The organism is Nocardia sp. NPDC057455 (assembly GCF_042802775.1).
GTDB lineage: Bacteria > Actinomycetota > Actinomycetes > Mycobacteriales > Mycobacteriaceae > Nocardia.
In genome coordinates, this window is the sequence record NZ_JBHVDM010000020.1 from 43374 (window position 1) to 56360 (window position 12987).

A 12987-nucleotide genomic window follows, 5' to 3' on the forward strand; every position below is an offset into this window, starting at 1 on the left:
TGTGCGAGTGAAGGTACGGGGACCTCGATGCTGAACAACGGTGCGATGATCGCCGACCGATACCGGCTGCAGCGACTGATCGCGACCGGCGGCATGGGCCAGGTCTGGGAAGCGCTGGACACCAGGCTCGACCGCAGGGTCGCGGTCAAGGTGCTGAAATCGGAGTTCTCCGCCGACCCGACGTTCCGGCATCGATTCCGCACCGAGGCGAAGACCACCGCCCAGTTGAATCACTCCGGCATCGCGGGGATCTACGACTACGGCGAGACCATCGACCCGCAGGGCAGCGAGATCGCTTACCTGGTCATGGAATTCGTCCAGGGCGAACCGCTGAACACCGTGCTCAACCGGCTCGGCCGGTTGTCGGTGGCCCAGGGCCTCGACCTGCTGGAGCAGACCGGGCGCGCGCTGGACGTGGCGCACCGCGCAGGCGTGGTGCACCGCGACGTGAAGCCGGGCAACATCCTGGTCACCCCGACCGGCCAGGTGAAGATCACCGACTTCGGTATCGCCAAAGCGGTGGACGCCTCTCCGGTGACCAAGACCGGCATGGTGATGGGCACCGCCCAGTACATCGCACCGGAGCAGGCGGTCGGCGAGGACGCCACCGCGGCCAGCGACGTGTACTCGCTCGCCGTGGTCGGTTACGAAGTGCTGGCCGGACAGCGGCCGTTCACCGGCGAGGGCGCGATCACCGTCGCGATGAAGCACGTGCGTGAGACACCGCCCCCGATGCCTGCCGATCTGCCCGGCAACGTGCGCGAACTGATCGAGATCACGATGGAGAAGGACCCGGCGCGCCGCTACTCCAGTGGCGGTGAGTTCGCCGACGCGGCCGCCGCCGTGCGCGCGGGCCGCCGTCCGCCGCCGCCGAGTGGCGCCCACCCCGACGCGCCCCTGACCGGCGCCACGCGGGTGCTCCCGCCCGGCCCGACCGCCGTGATCCCTTCCACGCCCTCCGACTTCGACGGTGCGACGGTGCGCTACTCGACGCCCGCCGCGGGCGCGGTGGGCGCGGCGAATCGCGCGGGCACCGTCGCGGCTCCGGCCACGGTGCTGAGCCGTGGCGCGGCGGGCGGTCCACCGCCCGCTAGCGGCAACAGGTTCACCACGACCCAGAAATGGTTGACCGGGCTCGGCATCGGCGCCGTTCTCCTCGGGGCGCTCACGATCTACCTGCTCTTCGGTGGAAACACCAACCCGGATTCCACGCCGTCGCCCACGTCGACGGTCGCGCCGAACCCGAAGCCGGCCCCGCCGGTGGCCAGCACGACCACCCCCAAGCCCGCGCCTCCGCCGGTGGACACCGAGACCTACGAACCGCCGACCATCGAGCCGAAGACCACGACACCGGAGCCGACGACGACCACCCCGCCGCCCACCAGCACGGCACCGAGTTCGACGAAGCCGACGACCACCGCGCCCACCGCCACCACCAGCCGTCCGCGCATCCCGACTCTCGACATCCCATTCCCGGAGATTCCCGGTGCCCGAGGGCCTTCGGCCACCCGCAGCGGATCCGCCACTTCTTCGCAAGGACTGCCATGACGACCCCGAAGAATCTCTCGTCTCGCTACGAGCTGGGCGAGATCATCGGGTTCGGTGGTATGTCCGAGGTGCACAAGGCTCGCGACATCCGGCTGAGCCGGGACGTGGCGATCAAGGTCCTGCGGGCGGACCTGGCCCGCGACCCCACGTTCTACCTGCGGTTCAAGCGCGAAGCGCAGAACGCCGCCGCGCTCAATCATCCGGCTATCGTCGCGGTCTACGACACCGGCGAGGCCGAGGTGGACGGCGGCCCGCTGCCGTACATCGTGATGGAGTACGTCGACGGCGACACGCTGCGCGACATCGTGCGCGGCAAGGGACCGCTGCCGCCGCGCCGCGCGATGGAGATCGTCGCGGATGTCTGCGCCGCCCTGGATTTCAGCCACAAGGCCGGGATCGTGCACCGCGACATGAAACCCGCGAACATCATGATCAACCGGTCGGGCGCGGTGAAGGTGATGGACTTCGGCATCGCGCGCGCACTCGCCGACAGTTCCAATCCGATGACCCAGACCGCGGCGGTGATCGGCACGGCGCAGTACCTTTCGCCGGAACAGGCGCGCGGCGAAACGGTGGACGCGCGCTCGGACGTCTACTCCGTCGGTTGTGTGCTGTTCGAAATTCTCACCGGGGAGCCACCTTTCACGGGTGACTCGCCGGTCGCCGTCGCCTACCAGCACGTCCGGGAAGACCCGCGGCTGCCCTCGCACGTGTATTCCGGGGTGCCGCGCGAGCTGGACTCGGTCGTACTCAAGGCGATGAGCAAGAATCCGGCGAACCGATACCAAACCGCCGCGGAAATGCGCGCCGACCTGATCCGGGTGCTCGGCGGCCAGAAGCCCAGCGCCCCGATGGTGATGACCGACGAGGACCGCACCACCATGATGGGCGCGGACGAGCCCCCGCCGCGTACCTACCGCACGGTCGAGCGCCACGACGACACCGCCGAGCAGGATCCGGCCGAGCCGAACGGTCAGCGCCGGACCGCCTACATCGCGCTCGGCGCCGTCGCGGCCGTCGCGGTGGCGTTCGCGCTGTTCTGGGTGCTGCTCGGACCGGGAAGCCGACCGGACCAGGTGGCCATTCCCGACCTGTCCAACAAGACCTCGCAGCAAGCGCAGGACGCGCTGCAGAAGCTCGGCTTCACGGTGGCGATCCAGCAGAAGCCCGACAGCAAGGTGGCCACGGGCAACGTGATCGCGACCCAGCCCCTCGGTGGCTCGCGGATCGACGAGGGCAGCACGGTCACGGTTCAGGTGTCCTCCGGTCCCGCGCAGGTCCAAGTGCCGAAGCTGACCGGACTCTCCCAGGAGCAGGCCGAACAGGTATTGAACTCCAAGGGCCTGCGGATCAATCCGAACATCGAGCGCAAACCGTCGAGCACCGCCGAGAAGGATCAGGTGATCGAGCAGAACCCGTCGCCGGGTTCGAAGGTCGACGTCGACTGGGAAGTCGTCGTCACGGTCGGCAACGGCCCGGAGGCGGTACGCGTTCCCTACGTCGTCGGCCAGATGATCGACGTGGCCCAGCCGAACATCGAAGGCAACGGCTTCAAGGTCGTCGTCCAAGAGGTCCAGTCCTCGAAGTCCAAGGGTGAGGTGGTCGCCTCCAGCCCAGCCGGCGGCAGCAACGCGGAGAAGGGTTCCACCGTCACCGTCCAGGTGTCCGCGGGTGACCTGAAGATGCCGTCGCTGGTAGGTCTCACCGTCTCGCAGGCGGTGGAGAAGCTGCGCGCGGAAGGCTGGACCGGTAGCACCAGTCAGATCAGCCAGTCTCCGCAGGGCACCTTCGACGCGGGCAATGTCGGCCGCATCCTCAGCCAGCAACCGTCCGCGGGCAGTTCGATCCAGAAGAACAGCGCCATCCTGGTCGGCGTGGGGGTCCTCGGCCCGCCGTGATCGGCTCTGTCGCCGGTATCCAGAAAACGAGACCAACCGGTGTGAATTGCGGGAGAATGATGCTGCTTCATCCCAATCAGCGCAGCTGAGCACGAGGAGGTAGCTCATGACCACTGCCAGGGACATCATGAAACCGGGCGTCCAGTGGATTTCGAAGGACACGACGATCGAGCAGGCCGCACGAACCATGGCCGAACTCAATGTCGGGTCTCTGATCATCTCGGACGAGAACGAGCGGATGTGCGGCATCGTCACCGACCGCGACATCGTGGTGAAGTGCATCGCCCAGGGCAAGGCCCCATCGAATTGCCGGGTGGATGAACTGTGTGAATCGACGCCACGGTGGGTCGACGCCAACGCCGACATCACGGAAGTCCTCGACGAGATGGAAAGCAACCGGGTCAAGCGGATGCCGGTCATCGAGGACAAGCGGCTGGTCGGCATGATCAGCGAGGCGGACTTGGCCCGGCATCTGGACGACAACCAGCTCGGCGAGTTCGTGACCGCCGTCTACGGGCGTCCCTAGGTTTCGGGCCGGCGCGGAAAGACGTGCCCGACCACGCCTTCCGTGTCCGCACCAGCACTTCGGCACCGTGCGGCCGGGTTCTCGCTCGGCGATGAACACAGAAGATCCCGCACCGGCCGAACCGGTCGGTGCACAGCAGCCGGGGCGAAGTGCCAGGCGAGTTCGGGCCGCGGACGGCAGGTGCCGTCCGCGGTTCGCTCGTCCTCGACGGCTGCGCTGACGGATCGGGCCCGGAAGCCTCGCGAGTGCGGCGTCAGGGCCAGGCTGCGCCGAGCTGTTTCGCGCATGCCTCGGCGGTGCGGAATCGTCGGCGTGGCACCGACGTCAGACCGGCTCGGCCTTCGGCAGATACCGCAACACCGCGACGTCTCCGACTTGCGTCACACCGGCGAGCCGCATCCGGCGGTGCGGCACGCCCGGAAAGTCGGCCGGGTCGAGAAAGCGCGGCGCCGCGGAGTCGCCGACCAGGATCGGGGCAACCGCGAGATGTAGTTCGTCGGCCAGATCGGCGGCGAGGAACGCGGTGTGGATGCGGGTGCCGCCTTCCACCATGAGTCGATCGACGCCGCGTCGGCCCAGATCGTCCAACAGCGCACCGAAATCGAGCTCGGTACCGAGATCCACCACCTCGGCCAGTCCGGCCAGGCGGGCCATGAGCTTCGGCGCGCCTGCCGCGTCGGTGTACACGAGCTTGTCGCCGCCGTAGTGCCAGAACCGCAGCTCCGGAACCAAATCACCGCTCGCCGAGACCGTCACCTTCAGCGGATACTCCGGCTTGCCCGCCGCGATGCGCGCCGCCCTTCGCTCGGCGCTGTCGACGAGCAACCGCGGGTCGTCGCTGCGCAGCGTCTGCGCGCCGACCATGATGGCGTCGGAGTCCGCGCGCACTTGGTCCACCCGATCGAAGTCCGCCGCGCCGGACAAGCGCAGCCGCTGCGGGCTCGCGTCATCGATGTACCCGTCGATGCTCACCGCGACCGACAGCAGCACATGCGGACGGCTCACTGCAGCACCAGCGCGGCGACCTCCGCCTCCAGCGCCTGAACCAAGCCCTCGGCGGGACGCTCTCCGCACGCGCCGAGCCAGTTGGCCAGCATCCGGTGCCCACCCTGGGTCAGCACCGATTCCGGGTGGAATTGCACACCGTGGATGGGCAAGGTGCGATGACGCATGGCCATCACGATCCCGCTCTCGGTGCGTCCGAGCACCTCGATCTCCTCGGGCAGGGTGTCTTCGAGCACGGTGAGCGAGTGGTACCGCGTGGCGGTGAACGGGTCGGGCAAACCGGCCAGCACGCCCGCACCGATATGGAAGACCTCGCTGGTCTTCCCGTGCAGCAACTCCGGAGCCCTGGTGACGGTGGCGCCGAATGCCTCGCCGATCGCCTGGTGGCCCAGGCATACGCCGAGCAGCGGCACACTGCGCTCCGCGCAGGCGCGCACCAACGGGATGCTGGCCCCCGCACGGTCCGGGGTGCCGGGGCCGGGACTGATCAAAATGCCGTCGAAATCGGTGACGACCGCGCCGACGTCGGCCAGATTCGGGTCGTCGTTACGCCAGACGACTGCGTCGACACCGAGTTGCCCGAGGTACTGCACCAGGTTGAAGACGAAGCTGTCGTAGTTGTCGACGACCAGAACACGCATGACATCGAGATTACGTCCCCGCCCGGCACCGCGTCGCATCCAATACCTGTTGGGATAGCCTAGAGACCACGACCTGCACGCCGAATTCGAGGACGTCATGCCCAAGTCGAAGGTCCGTAAGAAGACCGACTATACGATCAACCCCGCCAGCCGGACGCCGGTGAAGGTGAAGGCTGGGCCGTCTCCGGTCTGGTATGTCGCCATCATGCTGGGATTCATGCTCGCCGGGCTGGTCTGGCTGCTCGTCTACTATTTGGCGGCCGAGCAGATCAGCTGGATGAACGACCTCAACGCCTGGAACTTCCTGATCGGCTTCGGCCTGATGGTGGTGGGACTGATCATGACGATGCGCTGGCGCTGAGCGGATCGCCGACCCGGATTACAGACGTGTCATTCATGCACACCTGTGGATGAGCCTGTGGACAACTCGAGGAGCGATAGGGGAGTGCTGTGAGTTCGGAACTCCCGGTCCCCGGCCCACGGGATCGCGAAGAGCCGCGCCTGGCCTGGACCACGCCGACACCCGCGCTCGTCGCGGTCACCGTAGGCGGCATCGCGCTGGCTGTCGCCGCGGTGGTGACCACCGAGGCGGCCAGCCGCCTGCTCGTAGGGCTCGCTGCCGTCGGATTGCTCGCCCTCGCCGGGCTCGGGTTCCGGCAACGCCCGCGGCTGTCGGTGACAACCGGCGTACAACCGCGCATGGTCGTCCGCACGCTGACGGGGGCGGACGAATACGCCCCGGACCAGATCGTCCGCGCCCGTGTGGTGAGCTACCGACGCCTCGGGCGCAAGATGCCGATGCTGGAACTCGACGTTCAGCACGACGGCGCGGAGCGGCTCTTGATCTTCGGCCGCTGGGATCTGGGCGCCAATCCCGAGTTGGTGTACGAAGACCTGGTCGGAGCCCTGCGACTCACCCAGGACAAGACCCGCTGACGACGCCGCGGCCGGGAGATTCGGCACGCCCGGCCGCGAATGTTTCACGTGAAGCGAATCCCGCTGTCAGGCAGTCGAAGTGATCGCGCCCACCGCCACCAGCCCCAGCGCCGCGAACGCGACGAGCGCCACCGCGACCCAGCCGACCGTCCGCGCCGCTTGCGGAGTGCGCACCCGCAGCCACCCCGGCAGGAACAGGATGCCGAGCGTCGCGAGGGTGCCCGCGGCCAGACCGCCGAGATGACCCCAAAGCGAGATGCCCGGCAGCGACAGACTGATGAACACGTTGATGCCGATGATGATGAGCATCTGAGTCGGGCTCTGCCGCAACCGGAGCAGAATGATCGTGATTGCACCGAACAGGCCGTACACCGCGCCGGAGGCACCCGCCGTGAGGCTGTTCTGCGCCAACAACATGACCCCGGCGGACCCGCCGAGCAGTGAGACCAGGTACACCGCCAGGTAGCGCAGCCGACCGAGCACCAATTCGGCATCCCGGCCCACCACATACAGCGCGAACATGTTCACCAGCAGATGGATCGGACCGTAGTGCAAGAATCCGGACCCGAGCACCCGCCACCACTCGCCGTCCGCGACGGCCGGCGCCCACAGCACCCAGTCCAGGAACAGCGCGGATCCCCGCTGGTTGTCCATGAGGCTCTTCGCCTGGGCCGCGGTAATCGCGTAGATCACCACGTTGATCGCGATCAGCGCATAGGTCACATAGGGTGCGGACGTTCGGGGCGCTGCCGCGCCCGAGACCGTCCGCACCGGCGCGACGCCGCGCTGATCCGCGCGTAGACAGTCGACACAGTGCTGGCCGACGGCTGCGGGACGCAGGCATTCCGCGCAAGACGGCCGCCCGCACCGCGTGCAGGCCAGGCCGGTCGGGCGATTCGGATGGCGGACGCACGTGGGTGCGGGCGGCTGGGGATTCATAGTCTCATTCGATCGTGATCTTGGTGATGACGACAGGTTGCACGGGCCGGTCGTTACGATCGGTCTTGGTGGTCGCGATCGAGTCGACGACCTTCCGGGAATCCGGGTCCACCACTTCACCGAAGATCGTGTGCTTGCGGTTGAGGTGCGGTTGCGGGCGGACGGTGATGAAGAATTGCGAGCCGTTGGTGCCCGGCCCCGCGTTGGCCATCGCCAGCAAGTAGCCCCGGTCGAACCGCAGCTCCGGGTGGAACTCGTCGCCGAATTCGTAACCCGGGCCGCCGCGACCGGTACCGGTGGGATCGCCACCCTGAATCATGAATCCGGCCATCACGCGATGGAACAGAGCGCCGTCATAGAACGGGCCGGTGTTGCCTCCGCTGGCGTTCGCGGTGGTGTACGACGCCGAACCGTCGGCGAGGCCTAGGAAATTGCGGACGGTCTTAGGCGCGTGGTTACCGAAAAGCGCGAGCTTGATATCGCCGTGATTCGTGTGCAGCGTTGCCACGGATGTCTGATTCGGTGAGGTCACGTCGCCCATCGTGCCACGGTCCGCGGCGCGGCCGCGGAACTGGGCCGGACCGTGCTGTGAGCTGGGCCGCCTGCGCGAATCGGCGGGCTGTGCCTAGAGTGGTGCAATGACCTCGGGGCGCCTGCATGTCTCTTCGCGTTCACGTAACCGGCTCCTCCTCGCGGCGGCCGTCGCGCTGGCGGGTGGCGTGGCCTATCTGGTCCGCACCCGGCGGCCACAACAGCCGGAACCGGCGCCCGCACCGCCGCGCATCGGATACTCCCGGAACGGCTCCGCGCACCCTTTGGCGGAAGCCGGCGCGGAGCAGGATCGCTGACCCGGGGATCGCTGGTCAGCGACTGACCGTCTTCTTGTACTGACGCAGGGCCAGCGGCACGAAGACCACCATGATGACCACCACCCACACCAGGGAGGTGATCACCGGGTGTCGCAACGGCCAGGAGTCCGACGTCGGTGCGATCGGGCTGGTGTTGCCGAACAGATCACGGGTCGCCTGGGTCAGCGCGGACACCGGGTTCCATTCCGCGATCACCCGCAGCACGGTGGGCAGTTTGTCGCTCGGGACGAAAGTGTTGGCGATGAACGTGAGCGGGAAGATCACCATGAAGCTGGCGTTGTTGAACACCTCCGGCGCCCGCACCAGCAGGCCCACCACGGCCATGATCCAGGACACGGCATAGGCGAAAAGCAGCAGCAGGATGTAGGCGAGCACCGCGTCCAGGAACGAACCGCGGATCCGCCAGCCGACGACCAGGCCGGTCAGCGACATGACCGTCAGGCTGACCACGTTGATCACCACATCGCTGATCGTGCGGCCGACCAGCACCGCCGATGAAGCCATCGGCAGTGAGCGGAAGCGGTCGATGATGCCCTTCTGCATGTCCTCGGCCAGCCCCGCACCGGTGAAGGTCGCGCCGAACACCACGGTCTGCGCGAAGATGCCCGCGATGAGGAACTCGCGGTAACCGCCGGACAGACCCGGTACGTCGATGGCCGCGCCGAAGACGTAGGCGAACAGCAGCACGAACATGATCGGCGAGAGCGTGGAGAAGATCAGGACGTCGGGTACCCGCTTGATCTTGATGACATTGCGTTTCGCGATGGTCACGCTGTCGCTGACCACGATGGACAGTCGCTCGCCCAGCGAGGGCCGTACCAGGGCCGGGGCCGTCGCGGTCATCGGATCGTTCCTTCCGTAGCTTTCGATTCGGCGTTCGCCGCGTCGCCGTCGGCGCTCGTCTCCGCTTCGTGGCCGGTGAGCGTGAGGAAGACGTCGTCCAGGGACGGGCGGCGCAGACCGACATCGTGGATCTGCACGTTGTGCTCGGCCAGCCGACCGACCGCCTCCACCAGAGCCTGCGATCCGTCGGCGACCGGGACGGTGATCCGGCGCAATCCCGGTTCGAGGTGAATCTCGCCGTCTGCCAGACTTTTCAGCGCCGTCTCGGCCGTCGCGAGATTGTCCACGCGGTCGACGGTCAACTCGATCCGGTCGCCGCCGACCATGGTCTTGAGTTCGTCCGCGGTGCCCTTGGCGATCACCTTGCCGTGGTCGATCACCGCGATGGAATCGGCGAGCCGATCCGCCTCTTCCATGTACTGCGTGGTGAGCAGCAACGTGGTCCCGCCCGCGACCAGTTCCTCGATGACATCCCAGAGGTCGAGGCGCGCACGGGGATCCAGCCCGGTGGTCGGCTCGTCGAGAAACAGTACGGGCGGATTCGCGACCAGCGCGCCCGCCAGGTCGAGGCGACGGCGCATACCGCCGGAGTAACCCTTGACCGGCCGGTCCGCGGCATCGGTGAGCCGGAATCGTTCGAGCAATTCGCGCGCGCGTTCCTTACTCCGCTGGACGCCCATATGATAAAGACGTCCTACCATTTCCAAATTCTCGAAACCGGTGAGGTATTCGTCGACCGCGGCGTATTGCCCCGACGCTCCGATGCGGGAACGCAGCGCCTGCGGTTCGCGCAGCACATCGATTCCCGCGACGGTCGCGCGTCCGGCATCCGGCACCAGCAGGGTGGTGAACACCCGGACGGTGGTGGTCTTACCTGCGCCGTTGGGTCCGAGCAGTGCGGTGACGGTCCCTTCCGGGACCCTCAGGTCTAGGCCGTCGAGGGCCACCAGCTGGCCGTATCGTTTGACCAGACCCTCGGCGACTATTGCGTCGGGCATGATTCTCCTGGGGTTGATGAGTTCGATGTGCTGTAGTGCGACGCCAGGCGCCCAACGACTCGCGGAATCGGGTGACCGGCCGATACCCGAGTCAGTATTGTCCCGCCCACCGACAATTTCATCCGATTTGTTTCGGGTGGGCGGCCTCGACCGGACGGCTCGGGCCACAGCAGAAGGCCGCATTCCGATCCAGTCGGTGCTCGGGGGTACCGGATCGGAATGCGACCGGTTCGATGGTCGCGCGTGTCCCGGCATCGAAGCGCGCGTAGCGGACTACTCGAATCGGGGAGGCACCGTACTCGAACGGAGGAAGTTCGAGCGCGAGCCGTAACGAGGAGCGGGTGCCCTTCGGAGGGACCACGGAGTCGGTGAACACGAACACATGTTCGCATCGGGGTACGACAGATTCGGGCGTCACGCACGGCCTCCCGCCGCCACACCCGACGGGTCGACACGCCCGGACTTTTTCTCCGAATTCGTGGCGCGGCGACTGGTCGGCATGTTCTGCGTCGATCGGCGCCGTAGCAGGTCAAACCCGCGAAGTCGCGCGGAATAAGTTGCTCGCCAAGGCATTTGGCAAACAACAAGCCACCGACCGGGAGCGAGGGGGTCGGCCGGGCAAGCGGTTACCGCCGCCGCGGGTCGTCCGAGAAGGTGAGCCTGCCCGAAAAAACTTGGAACGCGGCCGTCCCCCCGCACACACAATGGCCCGTCATCGAGTAGCATCGTTCACGTCGGCCCCTCCCCCCCGGGCCGACCCTACGCGGGCCTCGGCTAACTCCCCCCCTTCGCCGAGGCCCGCTCCCCATTTCAAGCCAGGTCGAGCACTATTCCGACTGGTCGTCCGGTTCTATGGCCCGCCACGCGGCGGTGAGCCGTTGCTCGCGCACCCGCCCGGCGGTGGCCAGCAGCGGCAGGTCTCGCTCCCACCTCTGTCGCGTCACCGGGTCTGCGGATTGCCACAGCGGCTCGAGTTCGGCCAGCAGATCACCGAACAAATCGAAGACACCGCCGAGAGTGACGTGCACGCCCGCGGAACTCGGCGCATCGATGTCCAGGCCGCGCACCGCGGCCACCACGGCCAGCAACCGTTGCCGACTCGCCCGCGGCCAATCCGACGCCCTGGCCACTCGCACCAGCCAGCCCAGCGTGGCGGCCAGCACATGGATGTCTTCGATCGTCCGGAACGGCCTGAGGTAGTCCAGATACCCGTCGCCCGGCAGCACCAGCGCTGGCACATCGGTCAGCACCACCGAGGCGTGCGGAATCTCGGGCGCGAACGGGAGCGCAGGACGATCGGCGAGACGCACGCCGGTCGCGCCGGCCTCGACCATGCAGGCGCGCAGTCGATTTCGTCCGTCGGGCGCCGCGCCGACCGTGGCGATCACCACCAGCTGTCGGGCGAACGAGCCCATGGTCGCGAACGACTTCGTACCGTCGACCAGCCAGACCCCGTCCCGTTCGGTGAGCGTGGTGTGGATCGCGGCGGGGTGACCGCCGCCCTCCTCGGTCGCGCACATCGCGACCAACTCGTCGTCCGGCAAATCCGGAATCAGCGTCCGCAATGCCTCCTGATAACCGGACAGAAAGGCGAACCCGAGCCGGTCGGCGCCGAAGCCACCCGCGATCGCGACCTCCACCGGCTGGTCGAATCGATTCGCGGCGACGCGATGTCGCGTCCACGCCGCGGCGACATCGTCGAGCTGCGCCGTCGCCACCGGCTCGGTCAGCAGGAAGTCGAGCAGAGTATCCACATCAGCACGGTAACCGAGCAGCGACATCCCGGGGCCTGCTCGGTCCGCCGGAGGCAGACCCTGCCAAGGGGCCGCGCTGATCCATGCCCTTCCGCGTCATGCGGCGATGCCGCACCCCAGCCGTCCCGAGCCACCGTCGACCGGGAGCTCGATGCCGGTGGTGAACGACGACCGCGCGGGAACACCCTGCTGTCGCAGGACATCGGCCATCGATCGGCAACTACCGGCGCTGCGTCGGCGAAATCCGATGACGAGCCTGCTTCACTGGGGTGTCGTGCCGTACCGGAAGGAGTTCGACCTGTGCCGGAACTGGAAGAAAGTCGGAGAAAGGCAGTATTCGACTCCGAGGCCAGATTGTCCTGGGTACTGGCCGCGCTCGCCGGGCTGATCGGTGCGGCGGCATTCACGCATACGGCCGGTTACTTCGTCACCTTCATGACGGGCAATACCGAACGGGCCGTGCTCGGATACTTCCACGACGAGCCGGACATGGCGGTGGCGGCCACCGGATTGCTGACATCGTTCCTCGCCGGTGTCGTGGTGGCGTCGTGGTGCCGCAGACGCTACTGGTCCGGGCATCCGCACGGACCCACCCTGCTCACCACAGTCTGTCTGGCGCTCGCTTCGGCCATCGACATCATGGAGTACCAGACGGCCACCGAGCCGATCGGGCTGCTGCCGATCATGTTCGTCGCCTTCGGCGTCGGGGCGCTCAACACATCGTTCGTGCAGAACGGCGAGGTGTCGGTGCCGCTCAGCTACGTCACCGGGACGCTGGTCAAGATGGGGCAGGGTATCGAGCGTCATCTCAGCGGCGGTGATTACGCCGACTGGCTGGGATACTTTCTGCTCTACACCGGATTCGCGCTGGGCGCTCTGCTCGGCGGATTGCTGAGCCTGCTCGTCGCTGGCTGGGCCATGTTGATCACCGCGACCGTGGTGTGCCTGCTCGTCACCGGATTCACCTATCTGCACCTCGACCGGCACGGACCCCTCACGGACTGAGCCGGGGATCTGCCGGTGTTCGCTC

At 67.3% G+C, this 12987-nt stretch carries 14 protein-coding genes; 7 read left to right on the forward strand and 7 right to left on the reverse strand.

Features of this window, described 5'->3' with window-relative positions; genetic code table 11:
• Positions 1–27 precede the first annotated feature (27 nt).
• The 3 genes from ACFU5M_RS11115 (at position 28) to ACFU5M_RS11125 (ending at position 3972) form a co-directional block, all read left to right on the forward strand.
• The gene (locus tag ACFU5M_RS11115; RefSeq protein ID WP_379047427.1) at positions 28–1548 is read left to right on the forward strand and encodes a protein kinase; all 1521 of its coding nucleotides are present in this window, start codon (positions 28–30) and stop codon (positions 1546–1548) included.
• Positions 1545–3446 carry a Stk1 family PASTA domain-containing Ser/Thr kinase gene (gene pknB, locus ACFU5M_RS11120; RefSeq protein ID WP_379047430.1) on the forward strand — a complete coding sequence of 634 codons (1902 nt, stop codon included), beginning with the start codon at positions 1545–1547 and terminating at the stop codon, positions 3444–3446. Before ACFU5M_RS11115 ends, pknB begins: the two co-directional genes overlap by 4 nt.
• A 106-nt stretch (positions 3447–3552) precedes the next feature.
• On the forward strand, positions 3553–3972 hold the full coding sequence (locus ACFU5M_RS11125) for a CBS domain-containing protein (protein ID WP_379047433.1): 420 nt from the start codon (positions 3553–3555) through the stop codon (positions 3970–3972).
• A 324-nt stretch (positions 3973–4296) separates the two neighbouring features.
• Here ACFU5M_RS11125 and ACFU5M_RS11130 read toward each other — a convergent pair whose 3' ends face one another.
• Together ACFU5M_RS11130 and ACFU5M_RS11135 are read right to left on the reverse strand one after the other, a co-directional pair.
• On the reverse strand, positions 4297–4977 hold the full coding sequence (locus tag ACFU5M_RS11130; RefSeq protein ID WP_379047436.1) for a RibD family protein: 681 nt from the start codon (positions 4975–4977) through the stop codon (positions 4297–4299).
• Positions 4974–5618, reverse strand: coding sequence for an aminodeoxychorismate/anthranilate synthase component II (locus ACFU5M_RS11135; protein ID WP_379047439.1), 645 nt, complete (start codon positions 5616–5618; stop codon positions 4974–4976). Before ACFU5M_RS11135 ends, ACFU5M_RS11130 begins: the two co-directional genes overlap by 4 nt.
• A gap of 97 nt (positions 5619–5715) precedes the next feature.
• Between ACFU5M_RS11135 and crgA the strand changes: the two genes are divergently transcribed.
• Positions 5716–5979, forward strand: a complete 264-nt coding sequence (gene crgA / locus ACFU5M_RS11140; RefSeq protein ID WP_040871406.1) for a cell division protein CrgA — start codon at positions 5716–5718, stop codon at positions 5977–5979.
• An 89-nt stretch (positions 5980–6068) separates the two neighbouring features.
• Positions 6069–6554, forward strand: coding sequence for a PH domain-containing protein (locus ACFU5M_RS11145; protein WP_379047443.1), 486 nt, complete (start codon positions 6069–6071; stop codon positions 6552–6554).
• A gap of 66 nt (positions 6555–6620) precedes the next feature.
• Here ACFU5M_RS11145 and ACFU5M_RS11150 read toward each other — a convergent pair whose 3' ends face one another.
• Together ACFU5M_RS11150 and ACFU5M_RS11155 are read right to left on the reverse strand one after the other, a co-directional pair.
• Positions 6621–7493, reverse strand: a complete 873-nt coding sequence (locus ACFU5M_RS11150; RefSeq protein WP_379047446.1) for a rhomboid family intramembrane serine protease — start codon at positions 7491–7493, stop codon at positions 6621–6623.
• A gap of 4 nt (positions 7494–7497) precedes the next feature.
• Positions 7498–8025, reverse strand: a complete 528-nt coding sequence (locus ACFU5M_RS11155; RefSeq protein ID WP_379047449.1) for a peptidylprolyl isomerase — start codon at positions 8023–8025, stop codon at positions 7498–7500.
• A 106-nt stretch (positions 8026–8131) separates the two neighbouring features.
• On the opposite strand from ACFU5M_RS11155, the gene ACFU5M_RS11160 reads away from it, so the two are divergent.
• Positions 8132–8341, forward strand: a complete 210-nt coding sequence (locus ACFU5M_RS11160; protein ID WP_379047452.1) for a hypothetical protein — start codon at positions 8132–8134, stop codon at positions 8339–8341.
• Positions 8342–8356: 15 nt separating this feature from the next.
• On the opposite strand, the gene ACFU5M_RS11165 is transcribed toward ACFU5M_RS11160, so the two are convergent.
• The 3 genes from ACFU5M_RS11165 to ACFU5M_RS11175 form a co-directional block, all read right to left on the reverse strand.
• Positions 8357–9205, reverse strand: a complete 849-nt coding sequence (locus tag ACFU5M_RS11165) for an ABC transporter permease (protein WP_379047455.1) — start codon at positions 9203–9205, stop codon at positions 8357–8359.
• Positions 9202–10203, reverse strand: coding sequence for an ATP-binding cassette domain-containing protein (locus tag ACFU5M_RS11170; RefSeq protein WP_379047458.1), 1002 nt, complete (start codon positions 10201–10203; stop codon positions 9202–9204). The genes ACFU5M_RS11165 and ACFU5M_RS11170 overlap by 4 nt, the downstream gene beginning before the upstream one ends.
• Positions 10204–11030: 827 nt before the next feature.
• Positions 11031–11957: an acyl-CoA dehydrogenase family protein gene (locus ACFU5M_RS11175; RefSeq protein ID WP_379047461.1), complete on the reverse strand. Its 927-nt coding sequence runs from the start codon at positions 11955–11957 to the stop codon at positions 11031–11033.
• Positions 11958–12257: 300 nt separating this feature from the next.
• Between ACFU5M_RS11175 and ACFU5M_RS11180 the strand changes: the two genes are divergently transcribed.
• Entirely contained in the window at positions 12258–12962 is a 705-nt protein-coding gene (locus ACFU5M_RS11180; protein WP_379047464.1) for a YoaK family protein, read from the forward strand.
• Positions 12963–12987: the final 25 nt, after the last annotated feature.